The 21,634-nt window shown below is 64.9% G+C and carries 22 protein-coding genes; 10 read left to right on the top strand and 12 right to left on the bottom strand.

The genetic code is table 11. From position 1 onward, the window contains the following. The first annotated feature begins 25 nt into the window (after positions 1-25). From LXM55_RS24345 to LXM55_RS24320, 6 genes are read left to right on the top strand one after another with little or no spacing between them, the layout of a single operon-like run. Positions 26-2,944, top strand: a complete 2,919-nt coding sequence (locus LXM55_RS24345) for a monovalent cation/H+ antiporter subunit A (protein WP_233322709.1) — start codon at positions 26-28, stop codon at positions 2,942-2,944. Beyond that, positions 2,944-3,288 carry a Na+/H+ antiporter subunit C gene (locus LXM55_RS24340; protein WP_011060906.1) on the top strand — a complete coding sequence of 115 codons (345 nt, stop codon included), beginning with the start codon at positions 2,944-2,946 and terminating at the stop codon, positions 3,286-3,288. Before LXM55_RS24345 ends, LXM55_RS24340 begins: the two co-directional genes overlap by 1 nt. Beyond that, entirely contained in the window at positions 3,285-4,973 is a 1,689-nt protein-coding gene (locus LXM55_RS24335; RefSeq protein ID WP_233322708.1) for a monovalent cation/H+ antiporter subunit D, read from the top strand. The genes LXM55_RS24340 and LXM55_RS24335 overlap by 4 nt, the downstream gene beginning before the upstream one ends. Next, a complete protein-coding gene (locus LXM55_RS24330; protein WP_233322707.1) occupies positions 4,970-5,458 on the top strand; it encodes a Na+/H+ antiporter subunit E in 489 nt (162 codons plus the stop codon). Before LXM55_RS24335 ends, LXM55_RS24330 begins: the two co-directional genes overlap by 4 nt. Continuing rightward, the gene (locus tag LXM55_RS24325; protein ID WP_016962858.1) at positions 5,455-5,733 is read left to right on the top strand and encodes a K+/H+ antiporter subunit F; all 279 of its coding nucleotides are present in this window, start codon (positions 5,455-5,457) and stop codon (positions 5,731-5,733) included. Before LXM55_RS24330 ends, LXM55_RS24325 begins: the two co-directional genes overlap by 4 nt. Continuing rightward, the gene (locus tag LXM55_RS24320) at positions 5,730-6,098 is read left to right on the top strand and encodes a Na+/H+ antiporter subunit G (RefSeq protein ID WP_233322706.1); all 369 of its coding nucleotides are present in this window, start codon (positions 5,730-5,732) and stop codon (positions 6,096-6,098) included. Before LXM55_RS24325 ends, LXM55_RS24320 begins: the two co-directional genes overlap by 4 nt. Positions 6,099-6,190: 92 nt before the next feature. On the opposite strand, the gene LXM55_RS24315 is transcribed toward LXM55_RS24320, so the two are convergent. After that, positions 6,191-6,628 (bottom strand): DUF3995 domain-containing protein, encoded by a 438-nt coding sequence (locus LXM55_RS24315; RefSeq protein WP_233322705.1) that lies wholly within the window; start codon positions 6,626-6,628, stop codon positions 6,191-6,193. A gap of 96 nt (positions 6,629-6,724) precedes the next feature. Between LXM55_RS24315 and LXM55_RS24310 the strand changes: the two genes are divergently transcribed. Further along, positions 6,725-7,111 (top strand): DUF2946 domain-containing protein, encoded by a 387-nt coding sequence (locus LXM55_RS24310; protein ID WP_233322704.1) that lies wholly within the window; start codon positions 6,725-6,727, stop codon positions 7,109-7,111. Between the two features lie 87 nt (positions 7,112-7,198). After that, positions 7,199-9,334, top strand: a complete 2,136-nt coding sequence (locus LXM55_RS24305) for a TonB-dependent receptor (protein WP_233322703.1) — start codon at positions 7,199-7,201, stop codon at positions 9,332-9,334. A gap of 104 nt (positions 9,335-9,438) precedes the next feature. Here the strand turns inward: LXM55_RS24305 and LXM55_RS24300 are convergent, their stop codons facing one another. After that, positions 9,439-9,633, bottom strand: a complete 195-nt coding sequence (locus LXM55_RS24300) for a hypothetical protein (RefSeq protein WP_233322702.1) — start codon at positions 9,631-9,633, stop codon at positions 9,439-9,441. Continuing rightward, the gene (locus LXM55_RS24295; RefSeq protein WP_233322701.1) at positions 9,633-10,103 is read right to left on the bottom strand and encodes a hypothetical protein; all 471 of its coding nucleotides are present in this window, start codon (positions 10,101-10,103) and stop codon (positions 9,633-9,635) included. Before LXM55_RS24295 ends, LXM55_RS24300 begins: the two co-directional genes overlap by 1 nt. Before the next feature lie 599 nt (positions 10,104-10,702). On the opposite strand from LXM55_RS24295, the gene LXM55_RS24290 reads away from it, so the two are divergent. Further along, entirely contained in the window at positions 10,703-10,933 is a 231-nt protein-coding gene (locus LXM55_RS24290) for a hypothetical protein (RefSeq protein ID WP_233322700.1), read from the top strand. Between the two features lie 69 nt (positions 10,934-11,002). Then, the gene (locus tag LXM55_RS24285; protein ID WP_233322699.1) at positions 11,003-11,374 is read left to right on the top strand and encodes a hypothetical protein; all 372 of its coding nucleotides are present in this window, start codon (positions 11,003-11,005) and stop codon (positions 11,372-11,374) included. Between the two features lie 16 nt (positions 11,375-11,390). Here the strand turns inward: LXM55_RS24285 and LXM55_RS24280 are convergent, their stop codons facing one another. The 9 genes from LXM55_RS24280 to iolD all read right to left on the bottom strand — a co-directional run bounded on the left by LXM55_RS24280 (position 11,391) and on the right by iolD (position 21,607). Continuing rightward, complete coding sequence (locus LXM55_RS24280; protein WP_233322698.1) at positions 11,391-11,600, bottom strand: hypothetical protein; 210 nt, start codon at positions 11,598-11,600, stop codon at positions 11,391-11,393. A gap of 118 nt (positions 11,601-11,718) precedes the next feature. Beyond that, a complete protein-coding gene (locus LXM55_RS24275; protein WP_442799784.1) occupies positions 11,719-12,951 on the bottom strand; it encodes a methyl-accepting chemotaxis protein in 1,233 nt (410 codons plus the stop codon). Positions 12,952-13,652: 701 nt separating this feature from the next. Continuing rightward, positions 13,653-14,057 (bottom strand): TraR/DksA family transcriptional regulator, encoded by a 405-nt coding sequence (locus tag LXM55_RS24270; RefSeq protein WP_011060892.1) that lies wholly within the window; start codon positions 14,055-14,057, stop codon positions 13,653-13,655. A 363-nt stretch (positions 14,058-14,420) separates the two neighbouring features. Continuing rightward, positions 14,421-15,443, bottom strand: a complete 1,023-nt coding sequence (locus tag LXM55_RS24265; RefSeq protein ID WP_060843343.1) for an ABC transporter permease — start codon at positions 15,441-15,443, stop codon at positions 14,421-14,423. Positions 15,444-15,512: 69 nt separating this feature from the next. Next, on the bottom strand, positions 15,513-17,078 hold the full coding sequence (locus LXM55_RS24260) for a sugar ABC transporter ATP-binding protein (RefSeq protein WP_233322696.1): 1,566 nt from the start codon (positions 17,076-17,078) through the stop codon (positions 15,513-15,515). Positions 17,079-17,180: 102 nt separating this feature from the next. Next, entirely contained in the window at positions 17,181-18,107 is a 927-nt protein-coding gene (locus LXM55_RS24255; RefSeq protein ID WP_233322695.1) for a sugar ABC transporter substrate-binding protein, read from the bottom strand. 53 nt (positions 18,108-18,160) lie between these two features. Then, on the bottom strand, positions 18,161-18,352 hold the full coding sequence (locus LXM55_RS24250) for a hypothetical protein (protein ID WP_233322694.1): 192 nt from the start codon (positions 18,350-18,352) through the stop codon (positions 18,161-18,163). 272 nt (positions 18,353-18,624) lie between these two features. Further along, positions 18,625-19,635, bottom strand: coding sequence for a Gfo/Idh/MocA family protein (locus LXM55_RS24245; RefSeq protein ID WP_233322693.1), 1,011 nt, complete (start codon positions 19,633-19,635; stop codon positions 18,625-18,627). A 34-nt stretch (positions 19,636-19,669) separates the two neighbouring features. Further along, the gene (gene iolD / locus LXM55_RS24240; protein ID WP_233322692.1) at positions 19,670-21,607 is read right to left on the bottom strand and encodes a 3D-(3,5/4)-trihydroxycyclohexane-1,2-dione acylhydrolase (decyclizing); all 1,938 of its coding nucleotides are present in this window, start codon (positions 21,605-21,607) and stop codon (positions 19,670-19,672) included. Positions 21,608-21,634 lie beyond the last annotated feature (27 nt).

Raw genomic sequence — 21,634 nt, 5'->3', positions numbered from 1 at the left:
ATACTTTTCCGCAGATTAGAAGCCTATGTCCCTGATAGTTCTACTGCTTCTGCCGTTCATAGGCAGCTGTCTGGCGGCCCTGTTGCCGCACAACGCACGTAACACCGAATCTCTGCTGGCTGGCCTGGTGGCGCTCATTGGCACCCTCCAGGTGGCTTTGCTGTACCCGCAGATCGCCGACGGCGGGGTGATTCGCGAGGAGTATGCCTGGCTGCCAAGCCTGGGGCTGAACTTCGTGCTGCGCCTGGACGGCTTTGCCTGGCTGTTCTCGCTGCTGGTGCTGGGCATCGGCAGCCTGGTGGCGCTCTACGCGCGTTATTACATGTCGCCGCAGGATCCGGTGCCGCGCTTCTTTGCCTTCTTCCTGGCCTTCATGGGCGCCATGCTCGGCTTGGTGATCTCCGGCAACCTGATCCAGATGGTGTTCTTCTGGGAGCTCACCAGCCTGTTCTCGTTCCTGCTGATCGGCTACTGGCACCATCGCTCCGATGCCCGCCGCGGCGCCTACATGGCCTTGATGGTCACTGGCGCCGGGGGCTTGTGCCTGCTGGCGGGGGTCATGCTGCTCGGCCATGTGGTCGGCAGCTACGACCTGGATCAGGTGCTAGCTGCCGGAGACAAGATTCGGGCTCATGCCCTCTACCCAATCCTGTTGCCCCTGATCCTGCTGGGCGCCCTGAGCAAGAGCGCACAGTTCCCCTTCCACTTCTGGCTGCCCCATGCCATGGCCGCGCCGACGCCGGTCTCGGCCTACCTGCACTCCGCGACCATGGTCAAGGCCGGGGTGTTTCTCCTGGCCCGCCTGTGGCCGTCGTTGTCCGGCACCGAAGAATGGTTCTACATCGTCAGCGGCGCCGGGGCCTGCACCCTGGTGCTGGGCGCCTACTGCGCGATGTTCCAGAACGACCTGAAGGGCCTGCTGGCCTACTCCACCATCAGCCACCTGGGGCTGATCACCCTGCTGCTGGGCCTGAACAGCCCGCTGGCGGCGGTGGCGGCGGTGTTCCACATCCTCAACCACGCCACCTTCAAGGCCTCGCTGTTCATGGCCGCCGGGATCATCGACCACGAAAGCGGCAGCCGCGACATCCGCAAGCTCAACGGCCTGATCAAGCTGATGCCGTTCACCGCCACCCTGGCCATGGTGGCCAGTGCTTCCATGGCCGGGGTGCCGCTGCTCAACGGTTTCCTGTCCAAGGAGATGTTCTTCGCCGAGACGGTGTTCATCAACTCCAGCGCCTGGGTGGAAACCGCCCTGCCGGTGATCGCCACCATCGCCGGGACCTTCAGTGTCGCCTACGCCCTGCGCTTCACCGTCGACGTGTTCTTCGGCGAACCGGCCACCGACCTGCCGCACACGCCCCACGAGCCACCACGCTGGATGCGCGCGCCCGTGGAGCTGCTGGTGTTCACCTGCCTGCTGGTGGGCATCTTCCCGGCGCAGATCATCGGCCCGCTGCTCGCCGCGGCGGCGCTGCCCGTGGTGGGCGGCACCCTGCCCGAATACAGCCTGGCGATCTGGCACGGCCTCAATGCACCGATGATCATGAGCCTGATCGCCATGTGCGGCGGTATCGTGCTCTACCTGCTGCTGCACAAGCCGCTGGTGGCCGGGCGTTTCGCCTATCCGCCGGGCGTCGGCCGCCTCAACGGCAAGCTGTTGTTCGAACGCAGCCTGGTGGGCATGACCCGCCTGGCCCGGCGCCTGGAACGCCGGTTGAGCACCAAGCGCCTGCAGACCCAGCTGTTCGTGCTGATCCTCGCGGCGGTGATCGCCGGGCTGATCCCCATGCTCTACAGCCAGCTGAGCTGGGGCGACCGGCCGAAGATCCCCGGCTCGATCGTCTTCGTGACCTTCTGGCTGCTGGCCATCGCCTGCGCCCTGGGCGCCGCCTGGCAAGCCAAGTACCACCGTCTGGCGGCCCTGACCATGGTCAGCGTCTGCGGCCTGATGACCTGCGTGACCTTCGTCTGGTTCTCGGCGCCGGACCTGGCCCTGACCCAGCTGGTGGTGGAAGTGGTGACCACGGTGCTGATCCTCCTCGGCCTGCGCTGGTTGCCACGGCGGATCGAGGATGTCTCGCCGCTGCCCAGCAGCGTGCCCAAGGCGCGCATTCGCCGCCTGCGCGACCTGAGCCTGTCGGTGGCCGTGGGCCTGGGCATGGCGGTGCTGTCCTACGCCATGCTGACCCGCCCCACGCCCAACCACATTTCCTCGTTCTACCTCAGCCGTGCGCTGCCTGAAGGCGGCGGCACCAACGTGGTCAACGTGACCCTGGTGGACTTCCGCAGCTTCGACACCCTGGGCGAGATCACCGTGCTGGCGGCGGTGGCGCTGACCGTGTTCGCCCTGCTGCGCCGCTTCCGCCCGCCCAAGGAAAGCATGCAATTGCCGGCGCAACAGCGCCTGCTGGCCCCGGACGTGGTCACCGACCTGGTCAACCCGCGCCAGGCCAGCGATACCGCCCTGGGCTTCATGATGGTGCCGGCGGTGCTGGTGCGCCTGCTGCTGCCGATCGCCCTGGTAGTGTCCTTCTACCTGTTCATGCGCGGGCACAACCTGCCGGGCGGCGGCTTCGTCGCCGGGCTGGTGATGTCGGTGGCGTTCATCCTCCAGTACATGGTGGCCGGCACCCAGTGGGTCGAGGCCCAGATGAGCCTGCGGCCGCTGCGCTGGATGGGTACCGGCCTGCTGTTCGCCCTGGCCACCGGCCTTGGCGCCCTGGCCTGGGGCTACCCGTTCCTGACCACGCACACGGTGCATGTGGACCTGCCGCTGTTCGGTGACATCCATATCGCCAGTGCGCTGTTCTTCGACATTGGCGTGTACGCGGTGGTGGTGGGCGCAACCCTGCTGATCCTCACGGCCCTGGCGCACCAATCGGTGCGGGCCCACAAGCCGGCCAGCCAGTCAAAAACCACGATCCACAACGGAGCCGCCTGATGGAAGAAGTCATCGCAATCGCCATTGGGGTCCTCGCCGCGTCCGGCGTCTGGCTGGTGCTGCGCCCGCGGACCTTCCAGGTGGTGATGGGCCTGTGCCTGCTGTCCTACGCGGTCAACCTGTTCATTTTCAGCATGGGCAGCCTGTTCATCGGCAAGGAGCCGATCGTCAAGGACGGCGTGCCCCAGGACCTGCTGCACTACACCGACCCGCTGCCCCAGGCGCTGGTGCTCACCGCCATCGTCATCAGCTTCGCCATGACCGCGCTGTTTCTGGTGGTGCTCCTGGCCTCGCGGGGCCTGACCGGCACTGACCACGTCGACGGCCGGGAGCCCAAGGAATGAGTTCGTTGTCGCACCTGATCGTCGCCCCCATCCTCCTGCCACTGCTGACGGCTGCGGTGATGTTGCTGCTGGGGGAAAAGCACCGCCCGCTGAAGGCCCGCATCAACCTGTTCTCGACCCTGCTGGGCCTGGCCCTGGCGGTGTACCTGCTGTACTGGACCCAGGCCCAGGGCGCCACCGGCTCGTTCGGTGTGTACCTGCCCAGTAACTGGCAGGTGCCGTTCGGCATCGCCCTGGTGGTGGATCGCCTGTCGGCGCTGATGCTGGTGCTCACCGGGATCATCGGGGTCAGCGCGCTGCTGTTCGCCATGGCCCGCTGGGACGGCGCCGGGGCCAGCTTCCACGCGCTGTTCCAGATCCAGCTGATGGGCCTCTACGGGGCCTTCCTGACCGCCGACCTGTTCAACCTGTTCGTGTTCTTCGAGGTGCTGCTGGCGGCTTCCTACGGCCTGATGCTGCACGGCTCGGGGCGCGCGCGGGTGTCCTCGGGGCTGCACTACATCACCATCAACCTGCTGGCCTCGTCGCTGTTCCTGATCGGCACGGCGATGATCTACGGGGTCACCGGGACCCTGAACATGGCCGACCTGGCGATGAAGATCCCGCTGGTGCCGGAAGCCGACCGCGGCCTGCTGCACGCCGGCACGGCGATCCTGGCCATCGCCTTCCTGGCCAAGGCCGGCATGTGGCCGCTGAACTTCTGGCTGGTGCCGGCCTACTCCTCGGCCAGCGCCCCGGTGGCGGCGCTGTTCGCCATCATGACCAAGGTCGGGATCTATACCGTGCTGCGCCTGTGGACCCTGCTGTTTTCCGGGCAGGCCGGGGCCTCGGCCCACTTCGGCAACCAGTGGCTGGTGTACGGCGGCATGGCGACGATCTTCTGCGCGGCCTTGGCGATCCTCCCGGCCCAGCGCCTGGAGCGCATGGCCGCCCTGAGCATCCTGGTGTCGGCGGGTATCCTGATCTCGGTGATCGGTTTCGCCCAGCCAGCGCTCACCGGCGCGGCGCTGTTCTACCTGTTCAGCTCGACCCTGGCCCTGTGCGCGCTGTTCCTGCTGGCGGAACTGATCGAGCGTTCGCGTTCGGCGGTTGAAGTGCCCCTGGAGGACGAAGGTGAAATCCTCCCACGGCCCATGGAAGCGCTTCCCCCTCCCCGGGGCAGCAACCTCGACGATGAACAGCAAGTGGTGGTAGGCCAGGTGATCCCCTGGACCATGGCCTTCCTCGGCCTGAGCTTCATTGCCTGCGCCCTGCTGATCATCGGCATGCCGCCGCTGTCGGGCTTTATCGGCAAGCTCAACCTGATCGCCGCCCTGCTCAATCCCCTGGGCCTGGGTGCCAGCGACGGGGCGCCGATCACGGTGGCGGCCTGGTGCTTCCTGGCGCTGTTGATTCTCTCCGGCCTGGCCTCGCTGATCGCCTTTGCGCGCCTGGGCATCCAGCGTTTCTGGAGCCCGGAGGAGCGCCCTTCACCGGTGCTGCGGCGCCTGGAGTGCGTGCCGATCGTGGTGCTGCTGGGGCTCTGCGTGCTGCTCAGCTTCAAGGCCGAGCCGCTGCTGCGCTTCACCCAGGCCACCGCCGACAGCCTCAACCACCCGGAGCATTATGTGATGGCGGTACTCGGCACCCGTACCGTGCTCAGCCCTGAGTCCAAGGCCGCCGCGGCGGCGGAGGTGCAACCATGAAGCGCCTGTTTCCCGCGCCCTTCCTGTCCCTGGCGCTGTGGCTACTGTGGCTGGTGCTGAACCTGTCCGTCAGCCCCGGCAACCTGCTGCTGGGAGCCCTGCTGGGCTTCCTCGCGCCGCTGCTGATGCGGCCACTGCGGCCGCTGCCGATCCGTATCCGCCGCCCCGGCACCGTCCTGCGCCTGTTCCTGCTGGTGGGCCGCGATGTGCTGGTGTCGAACCTGCTGGTGGCCTGGGGCGTGCTCAATAACGGCCGGCGCCCGGTGCGCTCGGCCTTCGTCAAGATCCCCCTCGACCTGCGTGACCCCAACGGCCTGGCGGCGCTGTCCACCATCACCACGGTGGTGCCGGGCACGGTCTGGTCCGAGCTGTCCCTGGACCGCAGCCTGCTCTTGCTGCACGTCTTCGACCTGAAGGACGAGGCGCAATTCATCCAGCACTTCAAGGCCACGTACGAGCGCCCGCTGATGGAGATTTTCGAATGAGCGTCCTCTTGACCAACGCGATCCTGCTGAGCCTGTTCCTGTTTTCCCTGGCCATGGTCCTGACCCTGGTACGCCTGTTCAAGGGCCCTTCGGCCCAGGACCGAGTCCTGGCCCTGGATTACCTGTACATCCTGGCGATGCTGATGATGCTGGTGCTGGGCATCCGCTACGCCAGTGATACCTACTTCGAGGCGGCGCTGCTGATTGCCCTGTTCGGCTTTGTCGGCTCCTTCGCCCTGGCCAAATTCCTCCTGCGCGGCGAGGTGATCGAATGAACAGCCTGGAACAACTGCCCCTCTGGGTGGAAGTGCTGGTGGCCCTGCTGCTGGTGATCAGCAGCCTGTTTGCGCTGATTGGCGCCCTGGGCATCCTGCGCATGAAAAGCTACTTCCAGCGCATGCACCCGCCGGCCCTGGCGTCGACCATGGGCTCCTGGGCCGTGGCGCTGGCATCGATCCTGTACTTTTCCACGCTCAAATCCGGGCCGGTGCTGCACGCCTGGCTGATCCCGGTGCTGATGTCGATCACGGTGCCGGTGACCACGCTGCTGCTGGCCCGCGCGGCGCTGTTTCGCAAGCGCATGGCCGGTGACGACGTGCCGGCGGAAATCAGCAGCAAGCGCAGCGAAACCGGCAACTGAGCATCACCCTGGACGCAGGAGCCGGCGGGTCGGCGAAGAGGCCTTGGCGCCTTGCCCCCATCGGCTGGCGCCTGCTGTGAACAGGCCGCGCTTCAGGCCCAGGCCAGGACCAGCAGCCCGGCCCCCAGCACCACGCATAGAGGGGAGTAGAACAGGGTGTCGAGGCGGGCGAATCTCGAATCCCGGACCTCCTTGAAAAACCCCACCAGCTCCGAGTCGCCAATGGCCCGGGCGAACATCAGCAGGGCAATGGCGCTGATCACCCACTGCAGGGACGGATGGCTCACCGTCGGCAAGTAAAGCCCGACCCGCAGGCACACCAGCATCGCCACCAGCAACAGGCCCACCGCCACCAGCATCGTCGCCAGGGCCGGCGGGCGAAACGCCGGCTGGGTCATTCCGGGCAGCGGCCCCGGCACTTCGGGGATCACCGCAGCGCTGCCGCGCTTGCCCCCGGCGGCCCAATACAGATGGATCAGACTGATCAACAGGAAGCTGCCAGCCACCCCCTGTGCGAGCAGAAGATTCATGTTCAGACGTCCTTGTAAAAAATTCGTAAAGAGAATGGACCCGAATCAGCACTTTTGTAAGTACGCTCGTCGCCTTCGGTGATAAAGTGCCGCCCCATGAAATTTGCCCGTTCCGATCGCTCGCTCGTTGCCTGGATGCTGTATTGCTGCGTCCTGTTCAACGTGTTTGCCTGCAGCATCGGCCACGGACAGATGGTTGGCCTGCAGCTCAACGGTGTCGGCGGGCAATTCTGCAGCGTCAACCCCGCGACCCAGGCTTCGCTGCCGCAGCCAGCCGAGCAGGACTCGCTGCCGACCCTGGCCAAGGCCTTCGGCTGCCCACTGTGCTCCACTGGCGGCATGGGCCCGGCGCTCAACTCCAGCCTGACCCTGGCCCTGCTGCCACAGCCCCAGGCACCGCCCGCCCGCGCCCTGGCCAAGACCGACCTCCCCGCCCGCTCCACCTGGCCCGCGGCCCATCCCCGGGCACCGCCTCTCGCCTGATTCTTGCTCGTGCTCAACCTGCCCACTGCGCTGTCGCGCGGCGCGCGTTCGTGGGCCTTTTCCTAGCCAAGAATTCAGGATGCACCGATGAAACACCTTCCTTTGCTGGCGAGCCTGCTGGGCTGCCTGTCCATCAACGCCTGGGGCCAGCCGGACCTCGAACTGGCCCCCACCACCATTGGCGCCGATGAAACCGAGGCCGAGCCGGGCCTGAACCTGGAGCAGTCCAGCGGCATGGCCTCGCGCCTGGGCCTGAGCCTGCGCGAGACCCCCGCCTCGGTGGCCGTGGCCAGCCGCCAGGACCTTGAGCGGCGCGGCGCGCGGACCTTCCAGGAGGCGGCCAACGCCCTGCCCGGGGTCAACGCCAGCGCACCGCCGGGGTTCGGCGGCTTCGTCTCCTACCGCGGCTTTACCAGCAGCCAGATCACCCAGATGTTCAACGGCATCAATGTCGCCACCGGCCTGGCGCGGCCGGTGGACGCCTGGATCTATGACCGGGTGGAACTGGTGGGCGGGCCCTCGTCGCTGATCAATGGCGCCGGCTCCGTGGGCGGCTCGTTGAACTATGTAACCAAGCTCGCGGAGCGTCGCGAACAGGCGGTCGAAGGCGTGCTCGGCTACGGCAGCTACGACACCACGCAAACCGCCTTCGGGGTCAATCACGCCCTCAGCCCGGCCGGCGCCCAGGTGCAGCACTACGCGCGCTTCGACGTCAGTCACAACACCAGCAACGGCTACATCGACCGCCAGGAAAGGGACGCCTGGAGCCTGGCCTTCTCGCTGCTCAGCGACCTGACCCCGGACTTGTCCCACACCCTGGCCGTGGAGTACCAGGACGAGCACGAAGACAGCCCCTACTGGGGCACCCCGGTGCGCAACCCCAAGGCCGGCGAGTTGAAGATCGACAAGCACAACCGCTTCAATAACTACAACGTCGCCGATGGCCTGTATGAACAGCGCACGGTGTGGCTGCGCTCGATCATCGACTACCGGATCAACCCCAGCACCTCCCTGCGCAACACCCTCTATCACCTGGACAGCCAGCGCGACTACCGCAACCTGGAAACCTACCAGTACAACGCCAGCAACAGCCAGGTGAACCGTTCCACCGCCTACCTGGTGCGGCACCAGGGCCAGCAGGACGGCAACCAGTTCGAGCTGCGCCATGACGATCAGCTGTTCGGCCTCGACACCACCTGGTCCGGGGGCTTCGAATACAAGGTCAACAGCACCACCAACTCACCGTGGAACGTGCCGGCCAGCAACAGCGTCGATCCCGGCAATTTCCAGCCGGGGTATTTCTATGACCTGAAGGGCACCCGCCAGGGCTGGGCCAAGGACAAGACCAACCAGGTCACCACCCGCGCCCTGTTCGTCGAAAACCGCCTGGCCCTGACCGACAAGCTGTCCCTGCTCAGCGGCCTGCGCTACGACGCCATCGACCTGGACGTGACCAACCACCGGGCAATCACCGCCAGCAACCCGCGCCACCTCAAGCGCAGCTGGGAGCCGGTCACCGGGCGCCTGGGCTTGACCTGGCAGTTCCTGCCCAGCGCCAACGTCTACGTGCAATACAGCACCGCCGCCGAACAGCCCAGCGGCACCCAGAACTTCGAGGTGTCCACCGGCAAGCAATGGGAAGTGGGCAGCAAGTTCGACTACCTGGACGGCCGCGGCTCGGCGACCGTCGCCGCCTATCGCATCGAGCGCAAGGACTTTGCCGTGACCGACCCACTGGATCCGGCCAACAGCATTCCGGTGGGCCAGCAGACCTCCAGAGGCCTCGAACTGGCCAGCTCGCTACGGGTGACGCCCAAGCTGCTGGCGGAAGCCAACTTCGCCTGGGTGGCTGCCGAATATGACGAGTTCAACGAGAAGATCGCCAGCGGCGCGGTGGTCTCGCGCCGGGGCAACACCCCGACCAACGTCCCCGACCGGCTGGCCAACCTGTGGCTGACCTATGACCTGTCGCCCAGCTGGCAGACCGGGGTCGACGCGCGCTACGTGGCCTCGGTGTACGCCGACAACGCCAACACCTTGCGGATGCCGGCCTACACCCTGTACGGCAGTTTCCTGCGCTACAAGGTCGACAGCCACACCAGCGTGACCGGCCGGGTGCGCAACCTGACCAACGAGGTCTATGGCCAGTTTGCCCATGTCTCGCCAGCCTATTACCTGGGCCAGCCGCGAACCTTCGAGGTCGCCGTGCAGACCCGCTTCTAGCCCCCGCCCTGTAGGCGCTGGCTTGCCTGCGAAGGCGTCAGTCGATGTGGCAACGGCTCACGGGCCGGTTCGTCGGCAAGCCGGTCCTGCAAGGGGATGCTGTCTCAAGGCGCCTGCAGGCGCTGCAGTTCGCGGCGCACCATGCTGGCGTAGGCCGCCGGTTGCAGGTGGTACAACTGGGCAGCCACCCAGTTCAGCCAGGCGCCCTGGAGCACGCTCTTTTGCGCGAACAGGCGCTGGGCTTCGGCGCTCGCGGCCTGTTGATGCTGTTGGTGGAACTCGGCGCGGCTCTGGCTCATCACTCGCTGGCCTTGAAGCTCACCAGTTCGCCCTTGCGCCATTTGGCGGCCTTGGCGGTGACCGCCTTCAGGGTCTTGGTCAAACCGTCCTGCAACTGCTCGTGGGCGGCAAACACCGTCACCGTCGAGTGCCCTTCCTTGAACACGATGCCCTGCCCCAGGGGGCTGCTGACAAAGGCGTAGTCGCCCAGGCCATACACCGTCAGCTTGATCTCGCGAAAGCGGATCTCCAGCTTGCCGCCCTCGCGGCTGGGCAGCACGGCGGCGCGAAAATGATCGCCGACCTTGAGTTCCAGGCGCGGCTTGTCGTCCACCACCAGGGCCGTCTCGGTGTCGATCTCGGCGATGTAGATGCCTTCGGCGGACTGTTCAGTGATGTAGACGAAACGAGATTGGAACTGCTTGACCAACTTTGCGCGCAAATCACCCAACACGAACAACGCGTGCATTTCAAGATTACTTACTGCCAAGGAACGCTCCCCGATACTCAAAATGATGCTGCCCGGAAAAAAACGCGCAGCACAAAAAAACCGCCATGACGGCGTAGTCACCTCAATCAGTTACCCAATACAGACAAGTGAAGCTGGCACTCCTGGCCACGGCGCTGGCGCCGGCACCGAGCATCGGGCATTTCGCCGAGGCATCAGGCACATGTCGAAGGCTTGAGGAGTGGGCTCTGGCACCCGCAAAGCGTGGCGGCGCGTGTTCGGGGGTGGGTGCTGAAACAGGCCTGCGGGCCGGATACACCCGGGTCACGATTCCCCCGGTCGGCAGCCACTTCGGGTTGCAGAGGCAATTCTAGAGCAACTTTGTGCGTTTCGACTATTTAAAGCGCACGCTCACCGCGTGCCCATCCCCTTCTGAACAAGGCCGCCGTTGAATATCGGCGGCAATGTTACCCAACACAAGAAGCCGGAAGTTTCAGATTAGAACGTGAGAATAATCCCTGCGTGAATGCAAATGACATAACTCAGCCCGCCGCAACGCAACAACTGCCATACTCCGCCACTGATTGAATGCCCTCCCGGGGGCGTTCAACCTCTCACACATCTCCAAGGGAAGACTGGAAGTGACCGAACTAGATATTGGCGAGTTTTTCATTCGTGGCGAGTGCAGAGAAGTCGAAGGCGAGTTCCAGGCCGTGATTGCCATGCGCGCCAAACCTCCACTGACCCAGATCACCTTCCACCAGGTGGAACGCGACCGCTGGTTCAAGACCTCGGAAGACGCCGCAGCGGCAGCCAGGGCATCGGCCAAGGCCCTCAAGCTGGCCATCGACCAGGGCGCACTGAACGCCTGACAGACAGCGCCAGTCAAGGATCCGACAGCGCGACCGATACAAAGGCGAGTTCCGTTTAAGAGCATCATGATGATCAACTTGAATCCTGCGACTCGCCTTGCCGACCTCCTCACGCCGACGCCAGGCACCGCGGTGCTGGAAGCCTCGGACGACGGCGAAACCCTGGTCTTGAGCCGTTCCAGCGCACAAACCCCGGAAGAGGCGCTGTTGCTGGCGCAGAGAAAACGCATCCGCCAACTGAAAAAGCAGATCGAGCTGCTGCAACAGAAACTGCGGCGGGCCACGGTCCGGCTGGCCTCGATCAAGGGTGGCCATTCCGGCTCCGACACCGGCCAGGCCATGGCCCTGTCGTCCGCCCGCGCCCAGGTCATGGCGTACAGCACCTCCCTGTCCATGGCCCAGAGTGCGTTGTTCCAGGCCCAGAGCGGAACCCTGGCCTGAGCCTGCGCCAGGCCGGTTAAGCCGAATGCCGCAAAGCGGGTGGCAGCACCTGCAGTTGTTGCTGCCAGGCCAGCCGGCACTCCTCGGCCTCTGTGCGACTGGCAAACGCCGTGCCGCGCCGTTCGCCATTGACCAGTACCACCCAGCAGGCGCGACGGCCCAGAGCCCGCAGGCCGGCCGGCACGCCGCTGCCAATCATCACCGCTACATCGACTTTGCTGTACATGGCGCGACCTCCAGGAAACTAGTTAGCTGCCTAACGATGTTGGCATACTAATAGCTTCCCGGCGTCTGGAACAGCCTGTTCCTGCAGTGCAGCGTTACCGCTCGCGCAACAATCGGCGTCAGCCCTTGCTCGGCGCCCGTTCCGGCTTGTAGCCCAGGCGCAGCCCGCCCCAATGCCGGCCGCGGACCATGATCGGCACCGAAAGGTCGTGCATCAGCTCGCCAGTATCGCGGGTGTAGGTCTGCAAGAGCAGCGGCTGCTGGTGGCTGCCGCAGCGGATCCCGGTGCGGTCGGCGAACTTGCGCTTGCTGCGGTTGTGCAGGTTGTCCACCTGGGGATCGCCGGTCAGCGGCTGGGAGAAAATCTTGTTGTGGGTCGGCACATAGCCTTCCTGGGTACAGGCAATGGCGAACACCAGGCCATCGTGGCGCGGCAGCAGGGACTCCTGGATCGGCGGTAGCACCTGGTCGGTGTAGCGGTCGAACCGGGTCTGGTACTTGGCCGGCTCGGTATTGGCAATCAACTGATACTGGCGGTCGAACAGGTCGTCGAGGCTGATGCGGTTCTGCTCCAGGTCGGCCTCGAACTGCTCGGCAATGCGCCGCGCGCCCTCGCGGGCCAGGTCATAGATGCGCTGGTGATAGTCATCCAGGCCCACTGCCGCCAGGCGCTCGCTGATGGTTTCCGCCTGCCCCTCCATCTGCACCGCTGCCTGGGCCAGGCTGCGGGTCTGCTGGTCGCTGACTGCCAGGTCGCTGCGCATCTGCTCCACGGCATGAAACAGGCTGTCCAATTGTTCACGGTTGGTCTCGGCGCCCCGGGCAATCTCGCTGACCTGCCCTTCCACCCCGGCCGCCAGGCGCGCGATGTTCTCCAGGTGACGGCCGGTGTGCTCCACCTGCTCGACCCCCAGGTTGAGGTCGTCGGACAGCTGGCGGATCTGTTCCACCACGTCGCTGGTGCGCTGCTGGATATCCGCCACCATCACCCCGACTTCATCGGTGGCCGCGGCGGTGCGCCCGGCCAGCCCGCGGACTTCGTCGGCGACCACGGCAAAGCCACGCCCGTGTTCCCCGGCCCGGGCCGCCTCGATGGCCGCATTCAGCGCCAGCAGGTTGGTCTGGCTGGCGATGGACTGGATCACCAGGGTCACCCGCTGGATCTCCTCGCTGCGCTGGCTCAGGGCTTCGATCAGCTCGCGACTGCCATTGGCGCGCTGGCTGAGCAGGTGCATGCGGCTGATCGATTCCCCCAGCACCGTGCGCCCCTCGGCGCTGCTGGCATGGGCCTCGCTGGCGGCGCCCAGGGCCTGCTGGCTGAGTTGCGAGGTGACCTGCTCGGTCTTGATCATCACCTCGGCGTTGCCGACGATGCGCGCCGCCGCGTCCAGCTGCGATTGCAGCTTGCCGGCCAACTGGGTCACCGAGTAAGCCACGCCAGCGGCGGACAATGCGTTATGGGTGGTGCTGTAGGACAGGTCGCGGGTCAGCGTCGCCAGCTCATTGTCAGTTGTCGCCGGCGCCTCGGCCACCTTGCGCGAGCGCAAGCGCGGCAGCCAGACCACCAGCACCGCCAGCGGCAGGCACAGGTACAGCGGCCAGCCGCCCAGGGCCTGGCCCGCGAACAGCAGCATCAGCGCCGCGCTTTGCAACGACGGTAGCCACCAGCGGGCGGCGGTTTCGGGTGTGGCCAGCGGCTGCGCGAGCGGCGCCGCTAGAGATCCATCTCTTGACATGTTTAGCACCCCACATCGTTCTAATTGTTTGCGGCATTAGACGCCACTATAAGGCCATTAACCATGGTCCCTTAGTAGGAAGAAGAGCAGCGGCAAGCGGCAAGCAGCAAGCTTCAAGCCGCAAGCGGCATGTGCGAGGCATTATTCAGAGTCTGCAGAGGGGGATATTGCAGTAGATCAAGGGAAGTGGAGGCAGGGGCAGTGTGGCGGGGGCGCTGGCTCGCGCCCCAGTGCGCAGCGCTGGCTAGGCTGCGCACCCGGAGGCAAGGATGCACTTGAAACGCTTGCGGCTTGAAGCTGCAAGCTTGCGGCTGCTTTTAAGCCTGACGCTGGTGCTTGTCGATCTGCTCGTGGCGCTCTTGGGCTTCGATGCAGTACTTGGTGGTCGGGCTGATCAGCAGGCGCTTGAGGCCGATCGGCTCGCCGCTGTCGTCGCACCAGCCGAAGCTGTCGTCGCTGATCCGGCCCAGGGCCTGCTCCAGTTGCGGCAGCATGCGTTGGTCGCGATCAATGGCGTTGACCAGCCAGGTGCGCTCTTCTTCAACGGAAGCGGCGTCGGCCGGGTCAGCCGGGGTATCCAGGCTTTCAATGGCGATCCGGTTCTGTTCGATGCGCTCGTGGGTTTCCACCTTCATGGCTTGCAACAGGTCGCTGAAAAAAGCGTGCTGCTCGGCATTCATGTAGTCATCCGCCGGCATGGCCAGCAACTTTTCCTTGGTCATTGATTTCTCTATAAAAAATACGTGCATTAAGGCGAATTCAAACTGTTTCCGGTTGACCCGTCAGGTCATCAGAAAGGCGCCATACCTTCCAAGCGCCACCCGGCACTCAATTTACGAGGGGCGGCAGTCTAAGGCCGGTTTGAGGGCGCAGCAACTGAAATGACAGCGAATCTGTCCGACAAACCGCGCAAAGCCCGCAATTGCGGGCTTTGGTGGTGCTTATCGGAGTGTGTTTATAACAAAAAATTCCATACAAGCGAGTCTGTTAGAAGACAAACGGCAGTGCCGAACAGCGGATTCGAGCCTTTTTCCCCCTTTCTTCCCCCCGGTTGGAGCCGGCTTGCCGGCGAACAGGCCGCTGGATCAGCGCTTGAGCTTACGCTTGTTGCGGTACTGGTCGATGACCACCGCCACCACGATGATCAGGCCCTTGATGATGTCCTGGATGTAGGCATCCACGCCAACGAAGGTGAAGCCGCTGGCCATGACCCCGAGGATCAGCGCGCCAATCACCGTGCCGGTGATGCGCCCCACCCCGCCGGCCAGGCTGGTGCCACCGATCACCGCGGCGGCGATCGCGTCCAGTTCATAGGACATGCCCATCCCCGCCTGCCCGGTGGCGGCCCGCGCCGAGGCCACCACCCCGGCCAGCCCGGCCAGCAGCCCGGCGATGCTGTAGACGATCACCAAATGCCGCTTGACGTTGATCCCCGAGGTGCGCGCCGCCTGCATGTTGCCGCCGATGGCGTAGGTGTACTTGCCGTATTTGGTGTAGCGCAGGGCGATGTGGAAGATCACCGCCACCACCAGGAAGATAATCACCGGCATGGCCCCATGACCGATGGCGGTGTAGGAATCCGAGAGCATGCTCACCGGCTGGCCTTCGGTGTAGTAACGGGCCAGGCCACGGGCCGAAACCATCATGCCCAGGGTGGCAATGAAGGGCGGAATGCCGGTGATGGCGATGATGCTGCCGTTGATCGCCCCCGCCAGCAGACCCACCCCCAGCCCGGCCACCACCGGTATCCACACCGGCAGGTCGGTCAGGGACGGGAACACCGCCCGGGCAAAGTCCGAGGTCTGCGCCAGGCTGGCGGCGATCATCGCCGACAGCGCCAGCACCGAGCCCGAGGACAGGTCGATACCGGTGGTGATGATCACCTGGGTCACGCCGATGGCCAGCAGGCCGATGATCGAAACCTGCAGGATCATCAGCACCAGGCGCTGGGAGTTCAGCAGGAAGCTCTGGTCACGAACGATCCAGCCGAACAGCTCGAACACCAGGCCGATGCCGATCAGTACCAGGAAGATACTCAGCTCGGTGGGAAAGCGCCGGCGCGTTCTGGCGGGCGCCACGGCCGGTTTGTTTTCAGACATCACGTTCATAACCACTCACCTTTGTTATTGCCTGGCCGCGGCAGATCACTGTGCCGGCGGCCGCCATCGGTTGAAGAATCAATGCACCGCCGACATCCCCGACGCCAGCTGCATGACCCGTTCCTGGGTCGCCTCGCTGCGGTCGAGGGTGCCCATGAGTTCACCTTCATGCATGACCATGACCCGGTCGCTCATGCCCAGGACTTCCGGCAGCTCCGAAGAAATCATGATCACCGCCATGCCTTCGCTGGCGAGGAAGGCGATCAGCCGATAGATCTCGGCCTTGGCCCCGACGTCGATGCCCCGGGTCGGCTCGTCGAGAATCAGGATCCGCGGGTTGGTCATCAGCCAGCGCGCCAGCAACGCCTTCTGCTGATTGCCCCCGGACAAGGTGTCGATGCATTGCTCCAGGGACGGGGTCTTGACCCGCAGTTTCTTGCACATGTCCTCGCACAAGGCGCGCAAGGCCTTCTGCTGGACAAAACCGCCGCCGGCGTAATGCGGCAGCACCGCCACTTCCATGTTTTCCAGGACCGACAGGCAGGGGAACAGGCCGCTGAGCTTGCGATCCTCGGTCAACAGGGCAAAGCCCTTCTGGATCGCCCGGTGCGGGTCGCTGATGCGCAGGGGCTGGCCGTCGAGGTGAATCTCGCCGGCGTCACTGGGGGTGATGCCGAACAGGGTTTCGGCGACATTGGTCCGCCCCGAGCCCATCAGCCCGGCGATGCCGAGGATCTCCCCGGCGTGCAGGTCGAAGGACACGCCGTCGAACACCCCGTCCAGGCGCAGGTCGCGGACCTTGAGCAGCAGGTCGCCAATGGGTTTCTCGCGCTGGGGAAACAGCTGGCTCAGCTCGCGCCCCACCATCATCGAGATCAAGCTGTCGCCGTCCAGGCTGTCGGCCCGTTGCAGGCCGATGTAGGCGCCATCGCGGAACACCGCCACCTCATCGGCGATGGCGAACACTTCGTTCATCTTGTGGGTGATGTAGATGATGCCCTTACCCTGAGCCTTGAGGTCGGCAATGATCGAGAACAGGTGCGCCACCTCCTTGTCGGTGATGGCCGAGGTCGGCTCATCCATGATCAGCACGTCGGAGTCGTAGGACACTGCCTTGGCGATCTCCACCATCTGCCGCTCGGCGATGCTCAGGTTGCCCACCTGCTCCTCGGGGTCCAGTTCGATGCGCAGGCGCGCCAGCAACTGCGCGGTGCAGCGGTGCATGGCGCGGTGATCGATCAGGCGCAGGCCATTGAGCTGCTCGCGACCGATCCAGATGTTCTCGGCAATGCTCATGTGCGGCATCAGGTTGAGTTCCTGATGGATCATGGCAATGCCCGATTGCAGGGCCTGCAGGGGCGTGTCGAAGACCACCGGCCGGCCCTTGAGGCGCAGTTCACCGGCATCCGGCTGATAGATGCCGGCGATGATCTTCATCAGCGTCGACTTGCCGGCGCCGTTCTCGCCCATCAGCGCCAGCACCGTTCCCGGGCGTACCCGCAATTGCACATCGGACAGGGCCACCACACCGGGAAAGCCCTTGCTGACGTTGATCACCTCCAGCAGGTAAGGTTCTTCAGTCGACGGCGTGGCAGGCTGGATAGCCGCCAGCGGGGTGCTCGTGGCAGTCGCGCAAGAGAACATGATCAGGTACTCCATCGGCCAGGCCGCCCAAGGCCGCCTCGCCACTTATTGTTGTTATGGAACCGCTTGTTGTTATGAAACCGCTGGCTCAGGTGCGCGGCATTACTTGAACTGGTCGACGTTTTCCGGGGTGATCAGGCGATACGGCACCCACACGGCCGGCTCCACCGGCTCATGCTTGATCATCTTCACCGCGGTATCGATGGAACCGTCCGCCTGGCCCTTGGCGTCCTGGAACACCGAGAGCGCCAACTCGCCCTTCTTCACCGCGCGCAGGCCATCGGGGGTGCCGTCGACCCCGGCGATCAGCACACTGCCCTTCTCGACCCCGGCCTGCTTCAGCGCCATGGCGGCGCCAATGGCCATTTCATCGTTGTTGGACACCACCGCGTCGAACTTGCGGCCCTGGGTCAGCCAGTCGTTGACCAGGGTCATGCCCTTGTCCCGCAGCCAGACCCCGGTCTGCTCCTGGTCGACCTTGATCCCCGGGTACTGCGCCAGCACCTCCTTGACCCCCTTGGTGCGGTTGGTGGTGGAGTTGTTCGCCAGATCGCCGAGCAGGATCACGATGTCGCCCTTGCCGCCCATTTTCTTGGCCAGGTACTGCATCTGCATTTGCCCGGCTTCCAGGTCGTTGGAAGCCACGGTGACCACGCCCTTGGGCAGGTTCAGGTCATCCGGGCGACGGTTGACGTACACCAGGGGGATGCCGGCCTTGACCGCGGCCTCGGTGATTTTCCGGGTGGCCGCGGTGTCCACCGGGTTGACCACGATGGCGTCGACTTTCTGGCTGATGAAGTTCTCGACCTGGCTCAATTGCTTGACCACGTCGCTGCGGGCGTCCTCGAACTGCAGCTTGACCCCGTCGGGCAGCGACTTGGCTTTCTGGTCCATCGACTCGCGCAGGTAGGTCAGCCAGGTGTCATCGAACTGCGACATGCTCACGCCGATCTTGATGTCGGCCAGCGCCGCCCCGCTGGTCAGCAACAGCGACAGCGCGAGCGAGGCAAAACGGATCTTGGTGTTCATAACAGGTCTTTCTCCACATTCTTGTAGGTTTTATGGATAAAGCGCAGGACGACTCAGAGCGGCAGGCGCACCACGGGTGCGCCGGGAACGCAGCACAGCAGCGCATCGTTGCGCTCTACGCAGAGAAAGCCGAGGCAGGTCAGGAAGATGGCAGAACGGCTGGGCCGAGGCGCAGCGGCGCTTGGCGCGGGTGGAAGGCGCAACAGCGAACGTACAGCGTGAACAACGCAGTTGAAGGTTTTCATCGACGGTACCTGTTTGTTTTTGTGGGTCGGTGCTCACCGCGCTCAAAGCCTGCTTGAGGGGTTTGCAACCTAGCTAGTCGGCAACCTGAAAACGACTTTATTGGAAAATAATTTCTATATCAACTCATTTTAGAATTTTATTCTAAATCGGTTTTCCCCCTGAAAACCGCTGCTGCGCACCCTGGCCTCGTGCTGCCTACCACGGCCCTGCAGGAGCAGGCTGGCCAGCGAAAGCCCCCCTCCAAGGGCTCCTTCGCCGGCAAGGCTGGAGCTCAGGCGTAGAAGCCGGGACGCTCTGGCAGCTCGATCTTGACGATCTGGCCGCTGTTTTGCGCTTGGATACAGGCGTCGGCCGCCACGGCGGCGGCAAAGCCGTCCCAGGCCGAAGGCCCGCCCACCCGACCGGCGCGCACGCCGTCGATAAAGGCCTGCAGCTCGACGTCATAGGCGGCGATAAAGCGCTCCTTCCAGTCCATCAGGATGGCGTTGGACAGCTTGGCTTCGCTGCGCAACTGCACCTGGGACGGCTCCGGCAATCTGGCGATGCCGCTCTCCCCGACCACTTCGCACTGAATGTCGTAGCCGTACTGGCAGTTGACGAAGACCTCGACGTCGATCCGCGTGCCACGGGCGGTTTCCAACAGCACCACCTGCGGGTCGCGCAAATGGGCCAGGGCCTTGCTGGTCTTGCGCGGGAACACCACCTGCACCGACACATAGTCGTCGGCCAGCAGCCAGCGCAGCACGTCCAGTTCGTGGATCAGGGTGTCGGTGATGGCCATGTCGGTCTTGTAGTTCTCCCCCACCCGCGGGTTGCGGTGGGCGCAGTGCAGCATCAGCGGCTCGCCGATCTGGCCGCTGTCGATCACCGCCTTCAAGGCCTGGTAGCCGGCATCGTAGGGGCGCATGAAGCCCACCTGCACCAGGCGCTTGCCGTGGGCGATCTCGGCCTCGACGATGCGCCGGCAACCGGCGGCGGTCACCGCCAGGGGCTTTTCACAGAACACCGGCTTGCCCGCGGCAATCGCCGCCAGCACGAACTCCTCGTGGCTCGGCCCCCAGGAGGTGACCAGCAGCGCCTCGACGTCCGCCGCCTTGATCAGCGCGTGGCCATCCGGGTAGACCTCGGCGCCAAGCTTGTAGTCGCTGACCACCTTGGCCGCCGACGCCAGGTTGATGTCGGTGACCGCCACCACCTGGCTGCCCAGCAAGGTCTGGCTGCAACGACGGATATGATCTTGGCCGATGGCCCCGGTCCCGATAACGCCAAGTTTCAAAGACATGCAGATACTCCTGTTGTTGTTCGTTGCAGAGCGATCAGTACGGCCGGGCCTGGGCCAGGCGTTCATTCAGGGCCTTGGCCGCCGCCTCGGTGCGCGCGCTGGTGGACACCTGGGCCACGCCCACACGCCACCAGGACAGGTAGCTGTGGATCATGGTCTTGGGCAGGACCTTGATGTCGATCAGGGTCGATACCGTCTGGGTCCGGGCATCGGCCAGGGCCGCCAGCAACTGCTCCTCGTTGCTGACCTTGTAGGTCTTGCAGCCGTAGGCCGCGGCACTCATGGCGAAGTCCACCGGCACAAAGCCGCCGTCGAGCTTGCCGCTCGAAGGGTTGCGGTAGCGGAACTCGGTGCCGAAGCTGTCCATGCCATGGCCCATCTGCAGGTTGTTGATGCAGCCGAAGGTCATGTTGTCCAGCAGCACCACGTTGATCTTGCGCCGCTCCTGGATCGAGGTGACCAGCTCCGAATGCAGCATCAGGTAGGAACCGTCGCCCACCAGGGCGTACACCTCGCGATCCGGCTCGGCGAGCTTGACCCCCAGGGCCGCGTTGACCTCATAGCCCATGCACGAATAGCCGTATTCCACGTGGTAGCTGTTGACCGCCTTGCTGCGCCAGCTGCGCTGCAGGTCGCCGGGCAGGCTGCCGGCGGCGGCGACGATGATGCCGTCCGCGGGCAGCGCCTGGTTAAGCAGCCCGAGCACTCGGCTCTGGGTCAGGCAGGAGCCGGTCAGCTCGATGAATTCACGCAGCACCGCCGGGTCCAGGTGGTCGTTGATTTCCGGCACGAAGTCCTGGTCCTGGTATTGCAGCTGGTAGAGCCGCTCGACCTCGGCCTGCAACTGCGCCTTGGCCTCGCTGACCTGCTCGCCCCAGGCCGCCCGGTAACCGCTGCGGCCCAGCGTTTCGCCCAGGGCCTGCAAGCCGGCCTGGGCATCGGCCAGCAGCTGCACGCCCTCCATCTTGAGGCTGTCGCCAGGGCAGACATTGAGGTTGAGAAACTGCACCCCGGGGTGCTGGAACAGCCATTTCGACGAGGTGGTGAAGTCGCTGTAGCGGGTGCCGACGCCAATGATCAGGTCGGCTTCCTGGGCCAGCAGGTTGGCCGCCAGGCAGCCGGTTTCGCCGATCCCGCCGACGTTCAGCGGGTGCTCGGAGACCACCGCGCTCTTGCCCGCCTGGGTTTCCGCGAAGGGAATGCCAAAGCGTTCGGCAAAGGCCTGCAAGGCCCGGTTGGCCCCGGAATACTTGACCCCGCCGCCGCAGATGATCAGCGGCTTGCGCTTGCCCTCGAACAGCGCCAGGGCATCGCCGAGCATGGCCTCGGTGGCCGGACGGCGGTCGATGCGGTGCACGCGCCGGACGAGAAAGGCGTCCGGGTAATCGTAGGCTTCGCCCTGCACATCCTGGGGCAGCGCCAGGGTCACGGCGCCGGTCTGCGCCGGGTCGGTGAGCACGCGCATGGCGTGGATCGCCGCGCTCATCAGTTGCTCGGGCCGGTTGATCCGGTCCCAGTATTGGCTCACGGCCTTGAAGGCATCGTTGGTGCTGATGCTCAGGTCATGGAACTGCTCGATCTGCTGCAACACCGGGTCCGGCTGGCGGCTGGCGTAGACGTCCCCCGGCAGCAGCAACAGCGGGATGCGGTTGGCGCTGGCGGTGGCCGCCGCGGTCAGCATGTTCGCCGCGCCGGGGCCCACCGACGAGGTGCAGGCGTAGATCTTGCGCCGCAGGTGCTGCTTGGCGAAACCGATGGCGGCGTGGGCCATGCCCTGCTCATTGCGGCCCTGGTGCACCAGCAGCTCGCCACTGTCCTGCTCCAGGGCCTGGCCCAGGCCAAGCACGTTGCCGTGGCCGAAAATGGTGAAGACCCCGGCGATGAACTTGCTCTGGACCCCATCCACCTCGACGTATTGGTTATCGAGGAATTTCACCAGGGCCTGGGCCATGGTCAGTCGTGTCGTACTCATGGTTTGCACCTTAATGTTGATGTGTCG

It is taken from the genome of Pseudomonas sp. Au-Pse12, assembly GCF_021341665.1.
Taxonomy (GTDB): Bacteria; Pseudomonadota; Gammaproteobacteria; order Pseudomonadales; family Pseudomonadaceae; genus Aquipseudomonas.
This window is presented reverse-complemented; position numbering and strand designations above follow the sequence as displayed.

Excerpts from the sequence above, each read along its gene's own strand:
- LXM55_RS24345 (WP_233322709.1), top strand. The coding sequence starts at position 26 with ATGTCCCTGATAGTTCTACTGCTTCTGCCGTTCATAGGCAGCTGTCTG.
- LXM55_RS24340 (WP_011060906.1), top strand. The coding sequence starts at position 2,944 with ATGGAAGAAGTCATCGCAATCGCCATTGGGGTCCTCGCCGCGTCCGGC.
- LXM55_RS24335 (WP_233322708.1), top strand. The coding sequence starts at position 3,285 with ATGAGTTCGTTGTCGCACCTGATCGTCGCCCCCATCCTCCTGCCACTG.
- LXM55_RS24330 (WP_233322707.1), top strand. The coding sequence starts at position 4,970 with ATGAAGCGCCTGTTTCCCGCGCCCTTCCTGTCCCTGGCGCTGTGGCTA.
- LXM55_RS24325 (WP_016962858.1), top strand. The coding sequence starts at position 5,455 with ATGAGCGTCCTCTTGACCAACGCGATCCTGCTGAGCCTGTTCCTGTTT.
- LXM55_RS24320 (WP_233322706.1), top strand. The coding sequence starts at position 5,730 with ATGAACAGCCTGGAACAACTGCCCCTCTGGGTGGAAGTGCTGGTGGCC.
- LXM55_RS24315 (WP_233322705.1), bottom strand. The coding sequence starts at position 6,628 with ATGAATCTTCTGCTCGCACAGGGGGTGGCTGGCAGCTTCCTGTTGATC.
- LXM55_RS24310 (WP_233322704.1), top strand. The coding sequence starts at position 6,725 with ATGAAATTTGCCCGTTCCGATCGCTCGCTCGTTGCCTGGATGCTGTAT.
- LXM55_RS24305 (WP_233322703.1), top strand. The coding sequence starts at position 7,199 with ATGAAACACCTTCCTTTGCTGGCGAGCCTGCTGGGCTGCCTGTCCATC.
- LXM55_RS24300 (WP_233322702.1), bottom strand. The coding sequence starts at position 9,633 with ATGAGCCAGAGCCGCGCCGAGTTCCACCAACAGCATCAACAGGCCGCG.
- LXM55_RS24285 (WP_233322699.1), top strand. The coding sequence starts at position 11,003 with ATGATCAACTTGAATCCTGCGACTCGCCTTGCCGACCTCCTCACGCCG.
- LXM55_RS24280 (WP_233322698.1), bottom strand. The coding sequence starts at position 11,600 with ATGTACAGCAAAGTCGATGTAGCGGTGATGATTGGCAGCGGCGTGCCG.
- LXM55_RS24275 (WP_442799784.1), bottom strand. The coding sequence starts at position 12,951 with ATGATCAAGACCGAGCAGGTCACCTCGCAACTCAGCCAGCAGGCCCTG.
- LXM55_RS24270 (WP_011060892.1), bottom strand. The coding sequence starts at position 14,057 with ATGACCAAGGAAAAGTTGCTGGCCATGCCGGCGGATGACTACATGAAT.
- LXM55_RS24265 (WP_060843343.1), bottom strand. The coding sequence starts at position 15,443 with ATGAACGTGATGTCTGAAAACAAACCGGCCGTGGCGCCCGCCAGAACG.
- LXM55_RS24260 (WP_233322696.1), bottom strand. The coding sequence starts at position 17,078 with ATGTTCTCTTGCGCGACTGCCACGAGCACCCCGCTGGCGGCTATCCAG.
- LXM55_RS24255 (WP_233322695.1), bottom strand. The coding sequence starts at position 18,107 with ATGAACACCAAGATCCGTTTTGCCTCGCTCGCGCTGTCGCTGTTGCTG.
- LXM55_RS24250 (WP_233322694.1), bottom strand. The coding sequence starts at position 18,352 with ATGAAAACCTTCAACTGCGTTGTTCACGCTGTACGTTCGCTGTTGCGC.
- LXM55_RS24245 (WP_233322693.1), bottom strand. The coding sequence starts at position 19,635 with ATGTCTTTGAAACTTGGCGTTATCGGGACCGGGGCCATCGGCCAAGAT.
- iolD (WP_233322692.1), bottom strand. The coding sequence starts at position 21,607 with ATGAGTACGACACGACTGACCATGGCCCAGGCCCTGGTGAAATTCCTC.